Source organism: Streptomyces sp. NBC_00005 (genome assembly GCF_045160215.1).
Classification (GTDB): Bacteria; Actinomycetota; Actinomycetes; order Streptomycetales; family Streptomycetaceae; genus Streptomyces.
On the sequence record NZ_CP108316.1, the window covers coordinates 1,555,593 to 1,577,492 of the forward strand.

General features: G+C 70.9%; 19 protein-coding genes. 7 read left to right on the plus strand and 12 right to left on the minus strand.

Annotation, left to right across the window (positions count from 1 at the left end; translation table 11 throughout):
* Nucleotide 1: 1 nt before the first annotated feature.
* From OG303_RS07605 to OG303_RS07625, 5 genes are all read right to left on the minus strand, one after another.
* The gene (locus tag OG303_RS07605) at nt 2–1,267 is read right to left on the minus strand and encodes a DUF4158 domain-containing protein (protein ID WP_405866071.1); all 1,266 of its coding nucleotides are present in this window, start codon (nt 1,265–1,267) and stop codon (nt 2–4) included.
* 165 nt (nt 1,268–1,432) lie between these two features.
* Entirely contained in the window at nt 1,433–2,431 is a 999-nt protein-coding gene (gene gap, locus OG303_RS07610; RefSeq protein WP_405866073.1) for a type I glyceraldehyde-3-phosphate dehydrogenase, read from the minus strand.
* Nucleotides 2,432–2,579: 148 nt separating this feature from the next.
* Complete coding sequence (locus OG303_RS07615) at nt 2,580–3,536, minus strand: GlxA family transcriptional regulator (protein WP_405866075.1); 957 nt, start codon at nt 3,534–3,536, stop codon at nt 2,580–2,582.
* Between the two features lie 65 nt (nt 3,537–3,601).
* On the minus strand, nt 3,602–4,330 hold the full coding sequence (locus OG303_RS07620; protein WP_405866077.1) for an SDR family oxidoreductase: 729 nt from the start codon (nt 4,328–4,330) through the stop codon (nt 3,602–3,604).
* A 100-nt stretch (nt 4,331–4,430) separates the two neighbouring features.
* Nucleotides 4,431–5,096 carry a nitroreductase gene (locus tag OG303_RS07625; protein WP_405866078.1) on the minus strand — a complete coding sequence of 222 codons (666 nt, stop codon included), beginning with the start codon at nt 5,094–5,096 and terminating at the stop codon, nt 4,431–4,433.
* 149 nt (nt 5,097–5,245) lie between these two features.
* Between OG303_RS07625 and OG303_RS07630 the strand changes: the two genes are divergently transcribed.
* Nucleotides 5,246–5,896, plus strand: a complete 651-nt coding sequence (locus tag OG303_RS07630) for an FMN-dependent NADH-azoreductase (RefSeq protein ID WP_405866080.1) — start codon at nt 5,246–5,248, stop codon at nt 5,894–5,896.
* Between the two features lie 78 nt (nt 5,897–5,974).
* Here the strand turns inward: OG303_RS07630 and OG303_RS07635 are convergent, their stop codons facing one another.
* Entirely contained in the window at nt 5,975–6,460 is a 486-nt protein-coding gene (locus tag OG303_RS07635) for a MarR family winged helix-turn-helix transcriptional regulator (protein WP_405866082.1), read from the minus strand.
* A gap of 307 nt (nt 6,461–6,767) precedes the next feature.
* On the opposite strand from OG303_RS07635, the gene uppS reads away from it, so the two are divergent.
* Genes uppS through OG303_RS07665 form a run of 6 tightly spaced genes read left to right on the plus strand, consistent with a single transcriptional unit; the run spans nt 6,768 to nt 13,731 of the window.
* Nucleotides 6,768–7,499, plus strand: a complete 732-nt coding sequence (gene uppS / locus OG303_RS07640; RefSeq protein ID WP_405866084.1) for a polyprenyl diphosphate synthase — start codon at nt 6,768–6,770, stop codon at nt 7,497–7,499.
* Nucleotides 7,496–8,884 carry a cytochrome P450 gene (locus tag OG303_RS07645; RefSeq protein WP_405866086.1) on the plus strand — a complete coding sequence of 463 codons (1,389 nt, stop codon included), beginning with the start codon at nt 7,496–7,498 and terminating at the stop codon, nt 8,882–8,884. The genes uppS and OG303_RS07645 overlap by 4 nt, the downstream gene beginning before the upstream one ends.
* 26 nt (nt 8,885–8,910) lie before the next feature.
* Nucleotides 8,911–9,978: a hypothetical protein gene (locus OG303_RS07650; protein ID WP_405866088.1), complete on the plus strand. Its 1,068-nt coding sequence runs from the start codon at nt 8,911–8,913 to the stop codon at nt 9,976–9,978.
* Complete coding sequence (locus tag OG303_RS07655; protein ID WP_405866090.1) at nt 9,975–11,225, plus strand: cytochrome P450; 1,251 nt, start codon at nt 9,975–9,977, stop codon at nt 11,223–11,225. Before OG303_RS07650 ends, OG303_RS07655 begins: the two co-directional genes overlap by 4 nt.
* The gene (locus tag OG303_RS07660; RefSeq protein ID WP_405866092.1) at nt 11,222–12,415 is read left to right on the plus strand and encodes a cytochrome P450; all 1,194 of its coding nucleotides are present in this window, start codon (nt 11,222–11,224) and stop codon (nt 12,413–12,415) included. The genes OG303_RS07655 and OG303_RS07660 overlap by 4 nt, the downstream gene beginning before the upstream one ends.
* Nucleotides 12,412–13,731, plus strand: a complete 1,320-nt coding sequence (locus tag OG303_RS07665) for a cytochrome P450 (RefSeq protein ID WP_405866094.1) — start codon at nt 12,412–12,414, stop codon at nt 13,729–13,731. Before OG303_RS07660 ends, OG303_RS07665 begins: the two co-directional genes overlap by 4 nt.
* Here the strand turns inward: OG303_RS07665 and OG303_RS07670 are convergent.
* The 6 genes from OG303_RS07670 to OG303_RS07695 form a co-directional block, all read right to left on the minus strand.
* Nucleotides 13,724–16,060: a glycosyl hydrolase family 95 catalytic domain-containing protein gene (locus tag OG303_RS07670; protein ID WP_405866096.1), complete on the minus strand. Its 2,337-nt coding sequence runs from the start codon at nt 16,058–16,060 to the stop codon at nt 13,724–13,726. The two genes, OG303_RS07665 and OG303_RS07670, sit on opposite strands and share 8 nt — an antisense overlap.
* A gap of 137 nt (nt 16,061–16,197) precedes the next feature.
* Nucleotides 16,198–16,968, minus strand: coding sequence for a sugar phosphate isomerase/epimerase family protein (locus OG303_RS07675; protein ID WP_405866098.1), 771 nt, complete (start codon nt 16,966–16,968; stop codon nt 16,198–16,200).
* Complete coding sequence (locus OG303_RS07680) at nt 16,965–18,959, minus strand: DUF2264 domain-containing protein (RefSeq protein ID WP_405866100.1); 1,995 nt, start codon at nt 18,957–18,959, stop codon at nt 16,965–16,967. The genes OG303_RS07675 and OG303_RS07680 overlap by 4 nt, the downstream gene beginning before the upstream one ends.
* A 37-nt stretch (nt 18,960–18,996) precedes the next feature.
* A complete protein-coding gene (locus OG303_RS07685) occupies nt 18,997–20,025 on the minus strand; it encodes a hydroxyacid dehydrogenase (protein ID WP_405866102.1) in 1,029 nt (342 codons plus the stop codon).
* Entirely contained in the window at nt 20,022–20,921 is a 900-nt protein-coding gene (locus tag OG303_RS07690) for a carbohydrate ABC transporter permease (RefSeq protein WP_405866104.1), read from the minus strand. Before OG303_RS07690 ends, OG303_RS07685 begins: the two co-directional genes overlap by 4 nt.
* Nucleotides 20,918–21,895: a carbohydrate ABC transporter permease gene (locus tag OG303_RS07695; protein WP_405866106.1), complete on the minus strand. Its 978-nt coding sequence runs from the start codon at nt 21,893–21,895 to the stop codon at nt 20,918–20,920. Before OG303_RS07695 ends, OG303_RS07690 begins: the two co-directional genes overlap by 4 nt.
* Nucleotides 21,896–21,900 lie beyond the last annotated feature (5 nt).

Below are 21,900 nucleotides of genomic sequence, written 5' to 3' on the forward strand. Positions count from 1 at the left end.
GTCAAGCGAGACGGTCGTCTGCGGTGGCGAGGCCGAAGACCTTGCGCCGGGCGGCCGGGGTGACGGCGAACTCGCGTTCGGTCGGCGCGAACCGGGCGCCACCGCGTCGACCTCGCGCACCACGGTCGCCGGATTGTGCGGGCGCCCGGTGTTCCGCAGGACCTCGCGGGTGTCGTTGTACATCGTGATGAGCACGCCTCCGGCGAACGTCAGCTGGTCCTCCTCCAGGTCCGCGAGGTGCTCGACGACCGCGGTGCGGTCGCGTGCGACGTAGGCGCGCGTCAGGTCGAGGGCGCGCCACGCGGCCTCGTTCATCCGGCTTTCCGACCGCGGCCTCCGCCAGCTTGAAGAGGATCCCCTCCTTGCCCCGGACCTTCCTCAGCTCAGCCGTGAGCTGCTTCTCCACCCGTCGCTCAGCACGAGCGTTGATCTTGTGGACCAGAGCGATCAGCAGGTCGACCAGGGCTTCGGTGATCTCCGCCTGCCTCGACGAACACAGCGCCGCGAGCAACGTGACCCGCACGTCCTCCGCCGTGTCGCGGAAGTCCGAGGGATACATCTTGATCGCCCGCGCCCTCCACGCGGCGACCAGCTTCTCCGAGCAGTCCGCGAACAACCCCTTCGGAAGCCCGAGTTCCCGCACCGACGTGAGCTTGATGATCTCCATCAACAGGGCGTCCAGACCGACAGCTCCCGGGTCGCGCTTGAGCGCGGCCAGCAGCGCGGTGCCCTCATCGTTCCCCTCGGCCACCAGCGCCAACAGCCGGGCCCTGCCCACCGCGCCCAGACGCTCAATGGTCCGGGCACAGAACGCCCGCTCCCACCTGCCCCGCGCCGCGACCAGGACCCTCTCCATACGGGTCGGGCCCGGCGGCTCGATCTTCCGCGTATGGCACTCCACCAGCAGGGCCTCGCGCTGCCGGTCCTCCACCAGTTCGACCGGGCATACCTCCGCGGCCAGCCACGCGAGCGTCGGCGGCCGAAACCCCAGGGCCTCGTGGATCTGCTTGCGGTGCCGCTTCGCGCCCGCCAGGTCGTACTTCGTCAGCTCCGCCGCCGGCACCTTCACCAGACCCGAGACGTACTCCACCGCGGACTGGGGGAACTCCTCGATGAACTCCGGGAACCGCGCCTCGATCTCGAAGAACTTCAACATCAGGCAGAAGCCGAGCCTGGTCGGCCCGGACTTGTTGGCCACGAGCTTCCAGTCGCCGTCCACCAGGGTCCAGCTCGCCAGCAGCTCTTCCGGCGACCACTCCTGCCGCACACCCGCCCCTTGTCGTCGGCCTCCCGGGCATTCACCCGGATAGCCCAACGAGGCGTCCCACCACCGGGAAACGGGCCCCAGAACCTACCGACGGGTTACTTGCTCCCTGGTGTCTGGGCCAGGACTCCGGGGCCTTGGAGGGAACGAGGCGGGCCGGTGCGCAGGTCAGCCGGTGGCGAGCAGCTCCAGCGTGTCGATCACACGGTTGGAGAAGCCCCACTCGTTGTCGTACCAGGCGACCACCTTGACGTGGCGGCCGTCGACGCGGGTGAGGGCCGAGTCGAAGATCGACGAGGCCGGGTTGCCGGTGATGTCGGACGACACGAGCGCGTCCTCCGAGTACTCGAGGACGCCGGCCAACGGCCCCTCAGCCGCGGCACGGTAGGCCGCCAGCACGTCGTCGCGCGTCACGTCGCGGGCAACGGTGGTGTTGAGCTCGACGATCGAGCCCACCGGAACCGGTACACGGATCGAGTCGCCCGACAGCTTGCCGTCGAGGCCGGGCAACACGTGGCCGATCGCCTTGGCGGCGCCCGTCGTGGTCGGCACGATGTTGACGCCGGCGGCGCGGGCGCGGCGGGCGTCGCGGTGCGGGCCGTCCTGGAGGTTCTGCTCCTGCGTGTAGGCGTGCACCGTGGTCATGAACCCGTGCTCGATACCGGCGAGTTCGTCGAGTACGGCGGCGAGCGGCGCGAGCGCGTTGGTGGTGCAGGAGGCGTTCGAGACGATCGTGTGCAGCTCCGGGTCGTACGCGTCGGTGTTGACCCCGTAGGCGAGCGTGACGTCCGCGCCGTCCGAGGGCGCGCTGACGAGGACCTTCCGCGCGCCCGCGTCGAGGTGGGCGCGGGCGGCCTTGGCCGAGGTGAAGCGCCCGGTGGCCTCCAGCACGATGTCGACGCCGAGTTCGGCCCACGGCAGCTGCGCCGGCTCACGCTCGGCGAGCACCTTGATGCGCCGGCCGTCGACGACGAGGGCGTCCCCGTCGACGGTCACCGGGCGGCCGAGCCGGCCGGCCGTCGAGTCGAAGGCGAGGAGCCGCGCGAGCGTGGCGGGCTCGGTGAGGTCGTTGACGGCCACGATCTCGAGGTCGCTGTCGCGCTCGAGCAGGGCGCGCAGCACATTGCGTCCGATGCGGCCGAATCCGTTGATGCCGATGCGAGTCATGAATACCCCTTGGTGTCTCTTCGGTACGTCACCAGCCTCGCGCTCGGGATCCGGTCGTGGCAGTGGCGTGAGCGCCATGGTTCGAAAGGATCCCGCCAGGCGCGCCATGCCGCTGAGACCGGCAGCGACACTGGTGTCGGACGGCGGGCTACTCGCCTCGGGTGAAGGTGCGCCGGTACTCGCTCGGCGTGGTCCCGAGGATCCGCTGGAAGTGCGTCCGCAAATTCGCCCCGGTGCCGAGCCCCACGTCGTTGGCGATCTGCTCGACGCTCCGCTCCGAACGCTCCAGCAGCTCACGGGCCAGGTCGATGCGGGCGCGCATGACCCACTGCATGGGCGTGTACCCGGTGTCCTCGACGAAGCGCCGCGAGAACGTGCGCGCCGAGACCGCCGCGTGCTCCGCGAGGGTTTCGAGAGCGAGAGGCTCGTCGAGGCGGCGCAGGGCCCACTCGCGGGTGGCGGCGAACCGCTCGCCGAGCGGCTCGGGCACACTGCGCGGCACGTACTGCGCCTGGCCGCCGCTGCGGTAGGGGGCCGCGACCAGGCGCCGGGCCGCGTGGTTCGAGGCGGCCACCCCGAGGTCGCGCCGCAGGATGTGCAGACACAGGTCGATGCCCGAGGCGGCGCCGGCCGACGTCAGCATGCTGCCCTCGTCGACGAACAGGACGTTCTCGTCGACCTGGATGCGCGGATGCTTCTGAGCGAGTGCCCGCGTGTAGTGCCAGTGCGTGGTGGCGCGCTTGCCGTCGAGGAGGCCCGTGGCGGCGAGCGCGAAGGCGCCCGTCGAGATGGCGGCGAGCCGTACGCCCCGGTCGTGGGCGGTGATCAGCGCGTCGACGACGGCCTGCGGCGGGTCCTCGCGGTCCGGGAACCGGTAGCCGGGCACGAACACGATGTCGGCCCACGCGAGCGCGTCGAGACCGTCGGCGACGTGGTACGCCAGGCCGTCGCCGCCGGTCACGAGCCCGGGTGCCGCCCCGCACACCCGCACCTCGTACGGCATGCTCGCGCGCGTCGTGAACACCTGGGCGGGAATGCCGACATCGAGCGGCTTCGCACCCTCCAGCACAAGGACAGCGACGCGATGCAGGCGGGAGGTCGGCACGGGGAACAGCGTACGAGGGGTACGCGGCCGACCCGGTCACTTGAAGCCGCGAGGCTTCGAGCGCGTCAGGAGAGCCAGTCGGTGTAGTGGGTGGGGGCGAGGTGGGCGTCCTTGTCGGTGAGGACGTCGCCCTTGACGACGGCGAACATGCCGGCGGAGGGGTCGGTGACGACCGTACGACTGTCGCCCTTGCGGGACAGGGTGGTCCGGCCCAGCTCGTCCAGGGTGAAGACGTCGGGGCCGCCGATGTTGCGGATGCCGTTCAGCGGGACGCCCACGGCGACCTCCGTCACCGCGCTCGCCACGTCCTTGGCGGCGATCGGCTGGATCGGCGTGGCGGGCAGCCGGACGGTGTCGCCGTCGGCGGTCCAGGACAGGACGGCGTCCATGAACTCCATGAACTGCGTTGCCCGGACGATCGAGTAGGGGATCGGACCAGCCGCGAGGATGTGCTCCTGGAGCGTCTTGGCCCGGTAGTAGTCCAGCTCCGGCACCTGGTCCGTGCCGACGATCGAGAGGATGACGAAGTGGCCGACGCCGCCCTTGCGCGCCGCGGCAAGCAGGTTGTCCATCGAGGTCTGGAAGAAGGCAGGGGAGGCCTCGTCGAAGGTCGGGGAGTTCGTCAGGTTGACGACGACGTCGGCTCCCGCCACCGCCTCGTCCAGTCCCTGGCCGCTGATGACGTCGACGCCGGTGGACTTCGAGTGAGGTACCGCCTCGTGCCCGGCGGCCTTCAGGTTCTCGACGACCTGCGACCCGATCAGGCCGGTACCGCCGATGACTGCGATCTTCATGAGCATGCCTTTCGTCCGGAATATGTGTGCAATATGGAACATGAACCGCCTTGCGGGCGCGACAGGAAAACGCGCCCTTTTCGACCGAGGACGGGCGGTGTCAGCAGCCGACGAACGTGACCGTCTCGTCGAGCGGTGCCCGTCCCGTGCGGCAGTGATCCACCGTGACGTCCTCGAACCCGATCGACATGCCGCAGAAGAGGATCAGCTCGTCCGGGGGTGACACGACCTCCGCGACGCTCTTGTGGAACTTCGCCCACGCCATCTGCGTGCAACTGTGCAGCCCTTCGGCGCGGAGCAGCAGCATGACGGTCTGCAGATACATGCCGACGTCCGACCACTGGGGCGAGCCCAGGTCGCGGTCGATGTAGCAGAACAGGGCCGCGGGGGCGCCGAAGCAGTCCCAGTTCGCGGAGGAGGCCCGCTGGCGCGCCTCGATGTCCTCGCGCGGAATGCCGAGTGCGCCGTAGCGCTGCTCACCGAAGGCGGATCGGCGATCGCGATACGGGGACTTCAGCGCGGTCGGGTACTGCTCGTACTCGGGCTCGTCCCAGGCGTCCCCCGCCGTCAGGCGCTCACCGGCGCGCTTCTTGAGCTCGGCCAGCGGCCCGCCGGCCAGCACGTAGGTGTGCCACGGCTGAAGGTTCGACGCGGACGGCGCCCAAGCCGCGGCGGACAGCACGCGCTCCAGCACCTCCCCCGGGACCTCCTGCTCCGTGAACCCACGCACCGCCCGTCGGCTCGTGACCGCCCCATAGACGTCCATGATCGCCTGACTCCCATCTGCTCGACGTGCTCATCTCCGTTACACTCGCGACAGTATCATTCAAGACCATCTTGATTGACACCATCGTCGAGCATGGATCGACCGCCCCTGGGCTCCCCGCCCGGGCACTGCACACCGGAGAAAAAACCATGGCCACACTGCTGCACATCGACTCGTCCGTACTCCCCGGCGAGGCGTCCTCGTCCCGTTCGGTCACGGCCGCCTTCCGCAAGGCCTGGGAGGAGCAGCACCCGGAGGGCACGGTCGTCTACCGCGACCTCGCCGCCGACCCCGTCCCGCACATCACCGCCGCCGCCTGGTCGGCCGGTTACACCGCCGGGTCCGAGCGCACCCCGGAGCAGTCCGCCGCGTTCGCCGAGCGCGTGAAGCTCATGGAGGAGCTGGAGCAGGCGGACGCCATCCTGATAGGCGCCCCCATGTACAACTTCTCGATCCCGTCGACCCTCAAGGCGTGGCTGGACAGCGTGCTCCTGCTGGGCCGCACCGCGGGCGAGAACCCCTCCGCCAAGGGCACCCCGGTCGTCGTCGTCGCGAGCCGCGGCGGCTCCTACGCGCCGGGCACCCCGCGCGAGGGCTACGAGTTCGTGCAGACCTACCTGGAGGCCGTCCTCAAGGGCACCCTCGGTCTGGACCTCGAGTTCATCGTCCCGGAACTCACCATGGCCCCCCGCAACCCGGCCATGTCCGAACTGGTCCCCCTCTTCGAGGCCTCCCGTCGGCGCGCCTTCGAGGACGCGGCCGTCAAGGCCAAGGAACTCGCGGAGCGCGTCGCCGCGTAACTCCCCTACGACGGACGCCGTGTGACGCCTCGATACAGGTCGCCACACGGCGTCCTCGTCGTTTGTGCCCCCGGGCTTCTACGCCTCACCGTCTGCGGGATGCGTGAACCGCGTCAGCAGGTCCGTCAGCTTCTCCGGCTCACCGGGCCCCAGTTCGGCGACCAGACGTTCCGCCAGCGGCTCCGCCGCCACATGGGCCGCGTCGAAAAGCTCGAGCCCCCGAGGCGTGATCTCCACCGCCCGCACCCGCCGGTCTCCGGGCACGGACTTGCGTACGGCCAGACCCTTGCCCTCCAGGTCGTCCACGACCCGCATGATTCCCGCCTTGTCGGACCCTGTCGCCGCAGCCAGGTCCCGCTGCACCGTGGGCCCGCGGTCCACCAGCACGATCAGCACGGCGAAGTGCCGCAATTCGATGCCGAGCGGGCGGAGCGCCTCCGACATCACCGTGGCCGCACGCCAGTGCGCGCGACGCAGCAACAGACCGAGAGCGAAAGGGGATTCGTCACCGGGGCGGTCGGTCGCACGCGAGGCGGTGGTTCTGCGGGGAACGTCGGCGGTCATGCGGCCAGACTACAGCTGTCCATTCATTCGAAACGGTATCACTCGATACCAAATGAGGATGCACCGGCCAGAGGCGGCCTGACCTCGCAGTCCCAGATGAACAACTGGTTTAACGAGTAATTGAATTATCAAGTCCGTTGACCTCAATGGTCCAGACCACTTACGGTGAGGCCGCGGTTCTGCCGGCCGGCGGCACCCGCATCGCCGGGACCGGCGGTTCCCAGGTCCAGCGGCACCCTTCGCGCAACACCTCCCCCGTGACGTCGAAGGCGCGGTCCCCGATCGCGCGTAGCACTGGAGCAGCGCCATGGCCGTACAGCAAGCGACCGCCCCTCTCCCCCGCCAATTACCGAAGCACATCGCCCTGATCCCGGACGGAAACCGCCGCTGGGCCAGACAGCGCGGGCTGCCCGCCGGCGCCGGCTTCCGGCAGGGCGCCGCACGGATCCCCGAAGTGCTGGGATGGTGCGACCAGGCGGGCGTACAGACCGTGACCCTCTGGATGCTGTCGCCGGGCAATCTGCGGCGCGGCCCGGAGGAGTGCGCCGCGATGCTCACCCTGGTCGAGGAGAGCGTCGCCGGTCTGGCGAGAGCCGGCCGCTGGCGCCTGGCACCCGTCGGTGACCTGGGCCTGCTCCCCGAGCCCACGGCCGAGCGACTGCGGGCGGCGGAACGGGCCACCCGCCATGTGCGCGGCATGCTCGTCCACCTCGCCGTGGCCTACAGCGGACGCAACGCCGTTGTCTCCGCGCTGCGTTCGTACCTCAGCGGCCCCACCGCACGGGACGAGACCGGTGACCGCATAGCCGCCACCCTCACCGCCGAGCTGATCGACGCCCATATGACGGCCGGCGACTGGTCGGAGCCCGACCTCGTGATCAGAACCTCGGGTGAGCAGCGGATGTCCGGCTTCCTGGCCTGGCAGGCGGCCGAGTCGGAACTGTTCTTCTGCCCCGCCCTGTGGCCCGACTTCACGGAGCAGGACCTGCGGACCGCGCTGCACTCCTACGGCGCGCGCGAGCGGCGGTACGGCCGGTGAGCGGGACGCGGGAGACGACCCCGCGCGCCCCCGCCCCTGAAACGGCCTCGCCGGTCCCGGTGGCGTCCGGCCGGTGGCCGGGGCTCGGCCACGCCGCGGCGCTGGCCCGCCACCGGCTCGGTTACCTGCAGTCCCTGCGTGCCGAGGGGGACGCCGTCCGCGTCTATCTCGGCCGGCGGCCCGTGCACCTGCTCAACTCGCCTGATCTGATACGGCGGTTGCTGGCCGCGGACAGCTCGGGCTCCCTCGACAAGGGCCGCTTCTTCGACAAGATGCGCCCCGTCCTGGGCGACGGCATCCTGACCTGCCGGTCGGCCGCCCACAAGGTCCAACGGCCACTGGTACAGCCCGCGTTCCATCAGGAACGTATCCGCCGGTACGTGCGGATCATGGCCTCCGAGGCGGCGGCGACCAGCGGCGGATGGACGGCCGGGGCCGTGGTGCGGGTCGACCGCGAGATGCACGACCTGGCGCTGCGCATCGTGACCCGTTCGCTGTTCTCCTCCGATGTGGGGGTGCGGGCCGCCGAGGAGTGCTTCCGGCTCTTCCCCCTGGTCAGTGCCGGGGTCGCGCGCCGCACCCTGTCCCCGGTCACCTGGTGGGAGAGGGTGCCCACCCCGGGCAACCGTCGTTTCGACGCGGCCGTCTCACGGCTGCACCAGGTGATCGACGAGGTGGTGTCGGCGTACCGGACGGACGGCCGGGACCATGGCGACCTGCTGTCGATGCTGCTGGCCGCACGGGACGAGGACGGCGGCGCGGGTCTGAGCGATGCCCAACTGCGCGACGAGGCACTGACCATCATGGGAGCGGGCACCGAGACCACCTCGGTGTCGCTGTCCTGGCTCTTCTACGAGCTGGACCGCCATCCGGAGATCCGGGAGCGGGTGGAGGCCGAGGTCGACGCCGTCCATGCCGACGGCGAGGACCTCGGGTTCGAGCACGTGCGCCAACTCCCGTACACGCAGCAGGTGGTGAGCGAGACGCTGCGGCTGCACGCGCCGATCTGGCTCCTCATGCGCCGTGCCGCCGAGCCGCTCGACCTCGGCGGCGGAGTGCGACTGGCCCCCGGCGACGAGGTCCTCTTCAGCCCGACCGCCCTGCACCGGGACCCCGCACTGCACCCCGACCCGCTGCGCTTCGACCCCGACCGCTGGTCGCCGGAGCGCCGCAACGGCGTCGACCGCGCCGCCTACCTCCCCTTCGGCGCCGGTTCACGGCGCTGCATCGGCGACGTGTTCGCCCGTACGGAGATGACCGTGATCGCGGCGGCGGTGGTACGCCGCTGGCGACTCACCGCACCGCCGGGGCTGACGGTGCGCGAGGTGGCCTCCGGCTCCCTGGAACCCGACGCCCTGCCCATGACGGCCCGACCGAGGGATTGACCTCCGATGACGAGGAACGACCGCCCATGACACAGCCGGTTGACGTGCATACGAGGGAATCGAGGGACGCGGACACGGGCCTGCGGGACGCGCTGGAGGTGACCGCGTGGGCCCGCCGGCACCTGGCCGCCGCCCACGCCCGCCCCGCCCCCGGCCTGCCGCTGGAGTCCACCGCCTCGGGCGAGTGGGTACTCGCTCCCGACCCCGCGACCGTGGACCGCGTGGAGTCCGAAGTACGGCGCTGGGCCCTGGACTTGGGCCTCTACGACCGCCGCCAGGCGGCCGCGATGGCCCAGGGCCCCTGTACCCAGCTGGCCGCGACGGTCGCACCGGATGCCCCCGAGGCGCTGCTGCGCGCGATGTCCATGTACTGGACGATGATCATCGCCTTCGACGACCAGGTGGTCGAGGCCGGGCATCCCGCCGCCTCCTACCGAGCGGCCGTGGGCCCGATCCTGCTGGACGGGACGCTCCCGCAGTCGCCCGACCACTACCACCGGGCCTTCCTCGACGTACGGGAAGCGGTCCTCGCACTGCCGGGCGGTGCGGCCGCCCTGCCGGAGTTCACCTCGTACGTGCTGGACGCGCTGGACGGCTACGTGCACGAGTGGGAGTGGGCGCGCACCGGTCGGCGGCCCCGCTTCCCCGAGTACCTCGCCGACGGAGTGGCCAGCTCCCACATCCTGCCGGGCATCGTCCTCCAGCGTCTGGAACCGGGCCGAGGCCTGCTGCCGCCCGGCGAACCGCTGCCGCCCGCGCTCGCCGAACTCGCCCAACTGGCCTGCCTGGTGCCCCGGCTGGAGAACGACCTGCTCTCCTTCGCCAAGGACGAGAAGGACGGCGCGCTCAACGCCTGCTGGGTGCTGGCGGAGGAGTACGGCATCACACCGTACGAGGCCGCGCCCGCGGTCCTGGCGACACTCACCGCGCTGCGCACCCGGCACGACGCACTGCTGACCGCACTCGACGTCGACGGCCCGCAGGGCACCCAGGCACGGGTGATCGGACAGTGGGTGGACGCCTGTTACGCCTGGTTCCTGAGCGTCGCCCGGTACGGAGCGGAAGCCCGCAGGAAGGCGGAGCAACAGAAATGACGGATACTCACATATCGTCTGCGTTCGATGTGTTCGCCCGGATCGCCGAGCCCGAGGCGCGCCGCGACCCCTACCCGTTTCTGCGGGAGCTGCGGGAGAAGGAGCCGGTGCACCGTACGGCGGCCGGGTTCTGGCTGGTGAGCAGCCACACCGATGCGCAGGCCGTGCTCGCTGGGGCGGACCGGCTGTTCGCGAGCCCCGACCGGGAACGGCTGGAGCAGCAGTTCCCGCCCGCGGTGGAGCACAGCTCGACGGCCGTGCTGATGGAGAGCCTGCCGCTGCGCAACCCGCCGGAGCACACGCGGCTACGGCGCCTGGTGGCACGGGAGTTCACCCCGCGCCGGGTCGACACGCTGCGCGCCCGGATGGCGGAGATCTGCGACCGGCTCCTCGACGCCGTCGAGGAACCGCTGCGCGACGGCGAGACCGTCGACCTGCATGCCGCCCTGTCGGAGCCCTTCACGCTCCAGGTCTTCGCCGAGCTGCTCGGGGTTCCGGAGAGCGACCGCGGTTGGCTGGCGGAGACCGTGCTGGACATCGTCGCCGGAGTGACGGACGTGTCCCGGGAGTTGCTGGCCCGTGCCGACGCCCGGACCGACGAACTCGCCACTTATTTCACGGAGTTGGCTGCTGCGCGGCGCAGCGACCCGCGCGGAGACCTGGTCTCGGCGCTGGTGCGCACCCACGACGAGGACCCTGACCGGCTGGACGAGCGTGAGCTGTTCGGCATGCTCTGGATCCTGTGGATCGTGGGTTTCGAGGGCACCGCCGCCGCACTCGACCACGCCGTACGCGCCCTGTTCGCCCACCCCGGCACGGGCCACTGGCTACGCCAAGGGCAGCCCGAGGCACTGGCGTTCGCGGAGGAGGTGCTGCGCTGGAGTGGGCCCGAGCTGATCAGTTCGGTGCCGCGGATCGCCGCCGAGGACGTGGTGCTCTCCGGTACCCCGATCCCCGCGGGGTCGGACGTACGCGTGGTCATCGCCGCGGCGAACCGTGATCCGGCGGCCTTCCCCGACCCGGACCGCTTCGACCCCGCCCGCGACAACAGCACTCACCTGGCCTTCGGCCACGGCATCCACCACTGCCTGGGCGCCTTCCTGGTGCGCGCCGAACTCTCCACCGCGCTGCCCCGGTTGCACACGCGCTTCCCCGAACTGTCCGAGGGCGGTGAACCGGGCTGGCGGCAGGCCCGTGTGATGCGTATGCCCACCGACCTTCCCGTACGGCTGGAGGCCCGGGGATGACCACGAACACCGTTGACGCCCTCATCCTGCTGTCCTCACCAGAGGCCGCGCGCGACCCGTACCCGGTGCTCGCCCGGCTGCGCGAGGAGGAGCCGGTGCACCGTACGCCCGCGGGGTTCTGGCTCGTCAGCAGGCACGCCGACGCGCAGGCCCTGCTCGCCGGCGACGCACTGCGCGCGCCCGAACAGCTCCCCGCGGCCGGCGGACACGCGTCGCTCGCCATGCGGCTGGACACGATGCTGCTCAAGGACGGTGCCGAACACGCCCGGCTGCGGCGGCTGGTGGCCCGCGACTTCACCCCGCGCCGGGTCGAGGGGCTGCGCGCCCGGATGGCCGCGATCTGTGACCGGCTCCTCGACACCGTCGCCGCCGAACTGCACGACGGAGGCGAGAGCGACCTGCACCGGTCGCTGTCGGTGCCGTTCACCCTGCAGGTGTTCTCGGAGCTGCTCGGCGTCCCCGAGGGGGATCGCGCCGAACTCGCCGAGTGCGTACAGGACATCGTCGCCGCGTTCGGCAGCGGACGGCCCGACCAGCTCGCCGTCGCGGACGCGCGCACCGAGCATCTCACCGGCTACTTCCGCGAGTTGGCTGCCGCCCGCGCCGCCGAGCCACAGGACGACCTGGTCTCGGCGCTCGTACGCGCCCGTGACGACGATCCCGACCGGCTCGCCGAGCGTGAACTGCTCGCCACTCTCTGGGCGTTGTGGATCGTCGGCTTCGAGACCACCGCGGCGGCACTGGACCACGGAGTCCTCGCACTGCTCGCACACCCCGAACTGCCCCTGGACGACGGGTTCGTGGCGGAGGTGCTGCGCTGGAGCGGCCCCGCGCTGTTCAGCTCCATCCCCCGCATCGCCGTACGGGATCTGGAACTCGACGGCGGCACCGTTCCGGCGGGCGCAGATGTACGCATCGCCTTTGCCGCGGCCAACCGAGACCCGCGGGCCTTCCCCGACCCGGACCGCTTTGCCCCCGGCCGCGCGGGCGACGCCGCGCTCGCCCTCGGCCACGGCATCCACTACTGCCTCGGCGCCTTCCTCGCCCGCGCCGAACTGGCCGTCGCACTCCCCCGGGTACGTGCGCGCTTCCCCGCTCTGACCACGGCGGGGGAACCGGACTGGAACCCGGCCGTGATCATGCACGCACCGGCCACTTTGCCGGTGCGTCTGGGGAGCGACGGCGCATGAACACCCCCAAGGCGTCGGCGACTTACTCGCCGACGCTCCGCCAGGAGGCTCTGCTTCTCCCCCGGATCCTGCTGAACCGGGCGGTCACGGCGCTCGGCGCTCGGCTCGGCGACCCGCTGTGCCGTATGCAGCGGCCCGGCACCGACCCGTACCCGATCTACCGCGCGATGCGCGAACGGGGCCCGCTGTACCGCAGCCGACTCGGCTACTGGGCCACCGGCTCGTACGCCGTCTGCGACGAGGTGCTGCGCGACAGCCGGTTCGGGGTGCGCACCACCGAGGGCGTGGTGACGTTCAGCGACGACCTCACCCGTCCCGCGCTCGGTCTGGTGCGCGAGAGCATGTTGAAGCAGGATCCGCCGGACCACACCCGCACCCGGCGCGTCGCCACACCCGCATTCCGGCGCGGAGACATGGTGAGCCGCTACGGCGTCACCATCGAGACGACCGCCCGGGAACTGCTCGACCGGTTGGCGGCACGGGCCGCGTCCAGCGGCCGGGCGGACCTGATCTCCGACTTCGCCACCCCTCTATCCGTGAAGGTCATCGCGCTGCTGCTGGGTCTGGACGCGGTGGACGAGGCGACCGTCGGACGGCTGGCCCACTGCGGCATGGTCATCGGCGCGGCGCTCGACGGGCTCGGCTCCCGGCGCGAACTCCGGGAATTCCATGCGGCCGTCGGCGAGTTGGACACCCTCTTCGAGGGCCTGTTCGCGGCGCGTGCGGCCGAGCCGCGCGACGACCTGATCACCACGCTGCTGGCCGCGCGTGACACGGGCGGCCTCAGCCACGACGAACTGCTCTCCAGCTGCCGTCTGTTGCTCGTCGGCGGCTACGAGACCACGGCGAGCCTGATCGGCAACGCGGTGCTGTGTCTCCTCGGCAACCCCGAGCAGTGGAAGCAGTTGACCGCGGCACCCGCCGAACTGGCCGCCGGAGCCGTCGACGAGACCCTCCGCTACGAACCCTCGCTCCAGGCCACCCTGCGCACGGCGCACACCGACGTCGACCTGGCCGGCCACCGCATCCCGACCAACAGCACGGTGTTGCTGCTGCTGGCGGCGGGAAACCGCGACCCCGAGGTCTTCACCGACCCCGACCGCTACGACATCACCCGCACCGGCGGCCCCGACCATCTCACCTTCGGCAGCGGCATCCACTACTGCCTGGGCGCCCCGCTGGCCCGCCTGGAGGCCGAGACCGCTCTCCGCCTCCTCGCCGAACGCTTCCCCGCCCTCCACCTCACGGGCCCGCCCGGTCCCCGCCCCGGAGTCACCGTGCACGGCCCGGCCACCGTCCCCGTCGCGCTCAAGTGACGGGCAACCCCCAACGGGCCGCTTCCCCGTTCGGGCGTACGGGCGCCACGGTCAGGTCGGGATGGTCGCCCTTGGCGGTGATCAGCGCCGACTCCCCCTTGCGAAGGGTGAGTTGAATGGCACCGTCGCCTGCTTCGGCGTACCGGCGAGGGCGGCCCAAGCCGTCCCGTACGTCGATCGCTCCCGGGATCCCGTGCCGTACGACGCAGGGAGCGCCCGCCTCGCTGACCAGTCGCACCCAGCGGGTGGTGCCGCCCTGGCGCCGCGCGCTCAGCAGGAAGGCGCCCTGCGTACGGAAGTCGTGTACGGCCAGGTCCGCCCAGGCGGCGGGCAGTGCGGGAAACACCCTGATGATCCCGCCCCAGGACTGGCAGATCATGTCGTGCAGGGACTGGGACGCCGACAGGGGCGTCTCGATCACCGGCCCCGACTCCTGGTACATCGTGTTGGGTTGGATGAAGCGGGTCATGAGCTCGCCGAGGTACTGGAGTGCGTCCTCGCCCTTGCCCAGCAGCGCGGACATCGAGGCGGCACCCGTGAAGGTGTAGCCCTGGAGGGCGCCCTCGAAGCCCACCCAGTGCGCCAGTGACTTCTCGATCAGGGCGCGTTCGTCGGGGGTACGGCCGGTCACCTCGTACAGCGGGTAGACCGCAAGCAGGTGCGAGTAGTGGCGGTGCGACTTGGCGAAAGGGATGTCCGCGCCGATCATGAAGCCGTTCGCGTCCGTCGGATAGGCGACGCGCTTCGCCAGCACCTCTCGCCAGCGGGGCGCCAACTCGTCGTTGATGCCAAGGAGTTCGGCGGATTCGAGGAGGGTGCGGCAGCCCCACGTCAGGAGCATCAGGTCGTAGTTGCAGTCGCGCGAGTCGCCGCCGTACTCCGGGGAGAAGGTGGCGGGCAGGTGCAGTTTGCCGTCCGGGCCCGGCTCGAGGAAGTGCAGGTAGTAGTTGATCGCCTTCCGGAGGAGCGGGAAGAGGACGTCCCGGAGGATCGACTTGTCCATCGTGTGGCGGTAGCTGAGCCAGACGTTGTGCAACGCCCAGGTGAGGTCGCCGACTTCGGGGGTCGGCGGGTCCTGGCCGGGGATGCCGACGCCGTACCCCATGAGGGGGTCGGCCGCACCGTTGACCAGATGGGGGTCGGTGGTCCGCGGGATGCCCAGCGAGTCGGAGCGGTACGGCGCCGACACCTCCTTGGCGAGGTTGTCCCGGAACTCGCTCAACGCCCGGGTGATCGCGTCGAGTTCGAGATGGTTGGAGCCGTGGATGAGCCAGTACTCCAGCTGGGCGTTGAGGTTCCACCAGGTGTTGGGCCACGGGGTGGGTTCCAGCCAGGGGCCGCTGGTCGCCATCACGGGGGCGTCGCGGCGGGCGGCAGAGGCGGCCTTGTAGAGCTGGATCCAGTAGAAGCGCTGGATTCGGGCGTCCGGGAGGGACAGGAAGCTCTTGCGGTAGTAGGCCTGCCACCATGCGCGGTGGGCCACCGACAGGGCGGAGTACGGGAGTTGGGCGGTGGCGCGGACCGTCTTCAGCGCCCGCGGCAGAGCCGTGGTCTGCGGATACGAGTGCGCGACGTGCACGTAAAGCGTCCGTGTCCGGCCCCTGGTGCGCTCCCGCCACGCGGTGACGTGCTGTCCGCCTGCCAGTAGCGGCTGTACGGCGGCGCTCACCCCGTCGTGGTCGGCGACCTGAGCGGGTGGGTTGCCCTGGTAGCCGTCCGGCAGTGGCTTGAACGCGGCTCTTGGGCTGATCGCGTCCGCCGGGTGGAACACCCAGCGGAAGCCGCGCTCTCCCTCGCTCGGTGTGACTTCCACGGCGAGGACCGAGCGGTCGTTGTGGACGAGCGCTCGCAGGGCGAGGGTGCCCTTCTCGGTGGTGAGCGTGCCGGTCAACTCGGCGTCGCGCAGGGACAGTCGCCAGTCCAGACCGGTGATCGCGCCCACCGGCTCCAGCGTGAAGTAGCCGATCGGCAGCCGGGCCAGGCCGAAGAGGGAGCCGAACTCGGGGCGGTGGTCCTGCACTTCGGAGTGCTGGATGTTGAAGCGCACGGCCGTCGACGCGGCGCCCGGTTCGGCGTAGATCCCGGAGCCGAGGAAGCCGTTGCCGAGGAACGGGCCTTCGTACCAGGCCGTCGGCATCTTCTGCCAGACCATGTCGGCGTCGTCGAGCACGATCCGCCAGGGGTCGTCGTGGGTCGCAGTGGCCGCCTCGGTCTGGTCGGCCGCGGACGCCTGGGTGGTCAGGCCGGAGGTCAACAGCACACCGCCCAGGGCGGATCCGGTGGCGAGGACGGTACGTCTGGACGGGTCGGGCACGGAGGGGCTGGACACGTTGCCTCCAGGCAGGCTCAGCTATTCATCGGAGCTATACAGCAATGGAACGTAGAACTGTGGGTGTTGCGCGTCAATGCAACGCGAGAGATCCGATGTGTCGAGATCTGGTGTGTCGAGATCCGATGGATGGGTTGTCACCCCACGCGGGACGGACTCGCGAAGGACCGCAGGGTTCGGGCCTCGCGGACAAGCACCTTCTCGTCGTTGTCCGGGACGAACTCCAGGAGGACGTCCAACGGTCCGTCGTGCGCGCGCAGGCGGGAGAGGGCCGCCCGCCACAGTTCGGTGCGGGAGGAGAGGGGGTGTCGGGTGGTGCCGGGCCACCAGGAGAAGGCGTGCACCGCGGCGACGCGGTCGATCAGGGTGTCGAGGCCGAAGAGCGCGTCGGCGTCCGGCACGTCGAGCGGCGGCTGCCAATAGGTGCGGACACCCGGGTGGTCGATGTCGTCGAGCAGTCGGAGGGTCCGGTCGGCGCCGTCGGTGAGGGTGTTGCGGTGGAACTCGTACGCGAGTTGGACGCCCGCGTCGGCCGCGAGTGCCACCGCGCGACGGGTGTCCCTGATGACCGCTGCCCTCGCGTCGGGCGACGTGTCGTCGGTGCCCGTCGTGCCCGCCCAGATCCGGATGCGGGGCGCACCGAGCAGCACGGCCGAGCGCAGGACGCCGTCGAAGGCCGAGGGTTCGGTGTGCCCGGCACGGTAGTAGGAGCCGTACGAGGCGACCGCGAGGCCCGCCTCCTCGGTGGCGGTACGGACGGCGACGGCGACGGCCTCGTCACCCGCCGGCACGTGGATGTCGGCGCCCCACTCGACGCAGTCCAGCCCCGCCTCGACCGCGGCAGCGAGGACGCCGGCCACGTCGAGGTGGCGCAGGGTGACGGAGCACAGGCCCAGGCGCAGCGTCATGACGGCGCCTGCTCGGTGACGGAAATGCCTTGGCCTGAGCGGGAGTCGTGGCCGTGGTCGCCGTCGTGTCCTTCGGTGCCGAAGTCGATGACCGTACGCGCTCCGTCGGCCCAACAGACGGTGACGGCAAGGCCGTTCACCTCGGCGGTTGCCTGTCCGGCGAGCGGGGCGGGGTCCGGTTCACCCGTGAGGGAGGCGAGCGCGACGAACACCGTGCCGGCGCCTGCCTCGCCGACCGTTCCGGTGAGTTCGGGGACCAGGGCCCAGGGGCCGTACGCCGTGCCTTGTGGTGCGCGGACGGCACGCTGTGTCTGCCAGCCGTGCAGGCCGAGCAACTGGCTCGTCACCTCTGGCCCGTTGAGCCGTACCTCCGCGGTCTGTTCGGTCCGCTCGGCTTCGACGGCGTCCTCGGGCATCAGGGCAACTGCCCATCCGCTGTGGTGGATTGGCGTTGTCGCCGGTACGCCGACGGTTCGGTGCACGCGCAACTCCAGCCTGCCGCGCACGAGCGTCAGGCTTTCGATCCGGGCCGACGGGAGGACGGGACCGCCCTCGGGAAAGACCGGCCGGTGCCAGGAGGCGAGCCAGTCGGGGCCGGCGGCGAGGGGGTCGATGCGGAGGCGGGCGCTGCGTGTGCCGCGTGCCTGGAGGGCGATGTGGTTGTCGGGGACGTTCGCGGCGCTGGTCGGGCCGGTGCGGGTGGAGTAGGCGAGACGGGAGTAGAGCGGGTTGCCGGGGGCTCGCTCCGGCTGCCGGGAGTCGAGCTTGTAACTGCCGTGGTTGTGCAGACGGGTCAGGCCGTCCGCGCCCGTGGTCTGGATGAGCAGTCCGGGGGCAGGGACGGCGAGCGCGCGGTCGGGTCCTTCGGCGGGTGCCTTCTCCTCGGTGGCCGTCCACACCGGGTGCTCGGGCGGGAGCAGCAGGGCGAGGAAGCCCTTGGAGGCCCAGTACGGGGAGCCGGGACCGGAGTAACGCTGCAGGGTCGCCTCGTGCGGGCCGTACCAGCCGAGGCCGAGAAGGCCGTCGGCGGTCAACGCGCCGCGGTCGAGGAAATGGCGCAGCGCCCCGCTGAGGACGCGGCGGGTGGCGCCGGGGGCCAGCGGCGTCACCTCGGTGAGGGCGCCGAGGGCGACTGCCGTGACGGCGGCGAAGCGGTACGTCAGGGAACGACCGTGGTGGATCGGGGCGCCGTTCGCGTCGAAGAGGAGAGCGAAGCCGTCGAGGAACTCCCCCAGCCGCGGACCGAGTTGGTCGAGCAGCGCCCTGTCCCCCGCCAGGTGGGCGTGGAGCAGCGGATAGAAGTGCAGGGCCCAGCCGTTGTAGTGGTCGAAGGCGCGGCCGTCGCCGTCGGAGTACCAACCCTGGCCCTGGTACCAGCCGTTCAGCAGACCGAGCCCGCGCTCGATCGCCTGCCGTGTCTCGGCGTCACCGCGCCCCACGGATTCCAGGAAGCCCGCGACGGTCAGCGGGAAGAGGTACCAGTTGTTCGGGGCGGGCGTGTGCCTGAGCGCGCCGCGCAGCCACTGTTCGACGCGGTCCTGGTCGGCGGCCGGGAGGGTGTCCCAGGTCCAGGGCGCGGTCAAGCGCAGGGCCAGCGCCACGGATGCGGACTCCACCATGGGCTGGCCCTGGATCCCGTGGTGGCCGATCTCCGGCCAGGACTCGGCGTCGTCTCGGCCGGGGGTGCGGGTGCCGCGCACGAGCCCGGCGGTGTAGCGCTCCAGGAAGCCGTGCGGATCCTTGCCCGACGCTCCGGCGGTGCGGAACGCGGCCAGCAGGAACGTACGGGCGAAGCCTTCCAGGCCGTCGGAACGCACCCCGGACTGGGACGGCGGGCCGGGCAGGTCGATCAGGGCGTGGCCGGGGGTGGCGTAGCGGAGCGCGGCGGCCAGCAGCAGGTCGGCGGTGGTTTCCCAGTGGGCGCGGGTGTAGCCGGTGTACGGGCTGAGGATGCGGTCGTCTGCGGGGAGTTCGAGGGGGTGTTCAGGCATGACGGGCCACGTGTCCTGTTCGTTGCGGGAGCCGGTCTCAGGCGAGGCGGGCCAGGGATTCGGGCCGGACGGGGTGGGCGAAGGGGCGGCCGCGGACGTACGACTCGACCTCGGCCAGCGCCAGGTCGGCGAGGCGGCGCAGTTCGCCGCCCTTCGAACCGGCGATGTGCGGGGTGACGAGGGCGTTCGGGCAGTCCCACAGGGGCGATTCGGCCGGCAGCACCTCCGGCTCGGTGACGTCCAGGATCGCGTGGAGGCGCCCGGCCACCACCTCGTCGGTCAGGGCCTCCTGGTCCACGACGGCGCCGCGCGCGGTGTTGATCAGCGTGCCGCCGTTGCGCAGCCGGGTCAGCATGGAGCGGCTGACCAGGCCGCGGGTCTCGGGCAGCAGTGGTGTGTGCACGCTGACGACGTCGCTGCGCGCGAAGAGCTCCGGGAGGGGGACCGGGTGCGCGCCGAGATCGCGTGCCTCGGCGTCCGGGACGTAGGGGTCGTGGAGCAGCACCGTCAGGTCGTGCGGGCGCAGCAGGTCGATGACGCGGCGTCCGATGACCGAGGCGCTCAGAATGCCCACCGTGCGGCGGTAGTTGCCCGCGTCGGGGTGGCGTTCGTTCCAGTCGATGCGGCGGCGCTCGGCGTGGTAGACGCGAGCGGTGTCGAGGACGCGTTTGTTGGCGAGCAGGATCATGGCGAGGGTGTACTCGGCGACCGGCACGGCGTTGGCCGCGGCGGCGGAGGACACCGCGAGGCCTCGCTCCCAGCACGCTGCGGTGATGTGGTGGCGTACGGTCCCGGCGGTGTGGACGACCGCGCGCAGCCGGGGCGCGGCGTCCAGGGCGGCCGCGTCGACGGGCGGGCAGCCCCAGCCGGTGATGAGCAACTCGGCGTCGGCGAGGGCCTGGTGGGCGGCGGGGGTGGTGAGATCGTCGAGGACGAGCTGCGGGTCGATGTCGGTGAGGTCGGCCAGCCGGGCCCGTGCGTCCGCGTCGAGGACCTGTTGTGCGGTCCGCTGTGCCATGGCGAGCACGGCGCGCGGGCGACGGGACCGGAGGTCGGGGTGGGTCACTTGACGCTCCCTGCGGTCAGACCGGACTTCCAGTAGCGCTGCAGCGTGAGGAACGCGACGATCAGCGGGACGACGGCGAGCAGCGAGCCGATGACGACGAGCGGGTAGTACTCGGGCGAGACGGTGGCGGAGCTGTTCCAGGTGTAGAGCCCGAGGCTGAGCGGATACAGGTGCTGGTTGGAGAGCATCACCATCGGCAGGAAGAAGTTGTTCCAGATGGCGGTGAGTTGGAAGAGGAAGACGGTGACGAAGCCGGGGCCGAGCATGCGCAGGCTGACGCGGAGGTATGTCTGCAGTTCGCCCGCGCCGTCCACCCGGGACGCCTCCAGCACCTCGTTGGGTACGTAGCCGCTGCTCAGCAGGCGGGCCAGGTAGACGCCGAAGGGGTTGAACAGGACGGGGATGAAAACCGCCCAGAAGGTGTTGACCAGGCCGATGCCGGAGGCCACCAGGTAGAGCGGGAGGGCCAGTACGGTCGGCGGGACCATGACGCCGGTGAGGACGAGCCCGAACAGCTTCTCCTTGTGCGGGAATTCGTACTTGTCGAAGGCGTAGCCGGCGGCGACGCTGATCAGTGAGCCGACGAGGGCACCGACCACCGCGTACAGCAGGCTGTTGAGATACCAACGGCCGTAGACGCCGTCCTCCATGGTGAAAAGGTCGCGGAGGTTGTGCCAGAGCGAGAAGTCCCTGAAGGAGAGGATGTCGCTGCCGAAGAGGGCGTCGGCGTTCTTGGTGGAGGCCAGCAGCAGCCACAGGCCCGGCAGCAGGGTGTAGAGGGCCGCGATGACGACCACGGTGTTGGCGACGGTGCGGCTGGTCAGCCCGCCGCTGCCGAGGGAGCGGCCCGGCCGCCCGGCCGAGGTGTTCGTGGGAGTCGTGGTGGTCGTGGTCATCGCGCGCTCCGTTCCCTGCGGCCGGCCCAGCGCGTCACGGCGTACGACAGGGCGCAGGTGACGATGAGGAGGATGACGGAGGCCGCGGAGGCCAGTCCGTAGTTGTTGCGGCGGAAGGCCGCGTCGTAGATGTACATGTTCGGTGTGAAGCGGGAGTTGACCATCGGGGTGGCCTGGTTCATCAGCATGGGCTCGGTGAACAGTTGGAGTGCGCCGATCAGAGCGAACATGCACACCATCACGACGGACCCCTTGATGATGGGCACCTTGACCAGGAGCGCGGTGCGGATGCCGCCGGCGCCGTCGATCCGCGCCGCCTCGATCACCTCGCGCGGCAGGGCCTGGAGCGCGGCGTAGAAGATCACCATGTTGTAGCCGAGGCCGCTCCACAGGGCGATGTTGACGATCGACGGGAGCACGGTGTGCAGCCCGAGGAAGTCGATGGTGATGTCGGCCTGGGCGAAGACCTTGATGACCGGGCTGAGGCCGGGGGTGTAGAGGTACAGCCAGATGACGGCGGCGATGATGCCGGGCACGGCGTGCGGCACGTACAGCAGCATCTGCGCGGTGCGGCGCAGCCGGATCAGTCCGGAGTCGAGGAGCAGGGCGAGCGCGAGGGCGCCGATCACGACGACCGGCACGAAGATCACGCAGTAGAGGGCGATGACGCCGAACCCCGAGACGAAGCTCGGGTCGGTCAGCACCGCGAGGTAACTGCGCAGGCCGGTGAAGACAGTTGTGCCGCCGCCGAAGCCGAGGCCCTTGTGGTCCTCGGAGAAGAGGCTGAGGCCGATGGCGTAGCCGACGGGCACGAGGAACACGGCGACGAGTAGTGCCGTGAACGGGGCCAGGAGGGTCGCGCAGGCGAGCATCTGCTGTCGGCGTCCGGCCCTGCCGGGGCGGGCCGGGCTCTCGGCCCTCGCTGTCGTCCCCGTCCGCTTGCGCGTTTTCCCTGGAGAGATCGCTGTGCTCATGGGTG

What these genes read in the sequence shown, in the direction of transcription:
- gap (WP_405866073.1), bottom strand. Translation starts at nt 2,431, where the DNA reads ATGACTCGCATCGGCATCAACGGATTCGGCCGCATCGGACGCAATGTG.
- OG303_RS07620 (WP_405866077.1), bottom strand. Translation starts at nt 4,330, where the DNA reads ATGAAGATCGCAGTCATCGGCGGTACCGGCCTGATCGGGTCGCAGGTC.
- OG303_RS07625 (WP_405866078.1), bottom strand. Translation starts at nt 5,096, where the DNA reads ATGGACGTCTATGGGGCGGTCACGAGCCGACGGGCGGTGCGTGGGTTC.
- OG303_RS07630 (WP_405866080.1), top strand. Translation starts at nt 5,246, where the DNA reads ATGGCCACACTGCTGCACATCGACTCGTCCGTACTCCCCGGCGAGGCG.
- OG303_RS07635 (WP_405866082.1), bottom strand. Translation starts at nt 6,460, where the DNA reads ATGACCGCCGACGTTCCCCGCAGAACCACCGCCTCGCGTGCGACCGAC.
- uppS (WP_405866084.1), top strand. Translation starts at nt 6,768, where the DNA reads ATGGCCGTACAGCAAGCGACCGCCCCTCTCCCCCGCCAATTACCGAAG.
- OG303_RS07650 (WP_405866088.1), top strand. Translation starts at nt 8,911, where the DNA reads ATGACACAGCCGGTTGACGTGCATACGAGGGAATCGAGGGACGCGGAC.
- OG303_RS07655 (WP_405866090.1), top strand. Translation starts at nt 9,975, where the DNA reads ATGACGGATACTCACATATCGTCTGCGTTCGATGTGTTCGCCCGGATC.
- OG303_RS07660 (WP_405866092.1), top strand. Translation starts at nt 11,222, where the DNA reads ATGACCACGAACACCGTTGACGCCCTCATCCTGCTGTCCTCACCAGAG.
- OG303_RS07665 (WP_405866094.1), top strand. Translation starts at nt 12,412, where the DNA reads ATGAACACCCCCAAGGCGTCGGCGACTTACTCGCCGACGCTCCGCCAG.
- OG303_RS07675 (WP_405866098.1), bottom strand. Translation starts at nt 16,968, where the DNA reads ATGACGCTGCGCCTGGGCCTGTGCTCCGTCACCCTGCGCCACCTCGAC.
- OG303_RS07680 (WP_405866100.1), bottom strand. Translation starts at nt 18,959, where the DNA reads ATGCCTGAACACCCCCTCGAACTCCCCGCAGACGACCGCATCCTCAGC.
- OG303_RS07690 (WP_405866104.1), bottom strand. Translation starts at nt 20,921, where the DNA reads ATGACCACGACCACCACGACTCCCACGAACACCTCGGCCGGGCGGCCG.
- OG303_RS07695 (WP_405866106.1), bottom strand. Translation starts at nt 21,895, where the DNA reads ATGAGCACAGCGATCTCTCCAGGGAAAACGCGCAAGCGGACGGGGACG.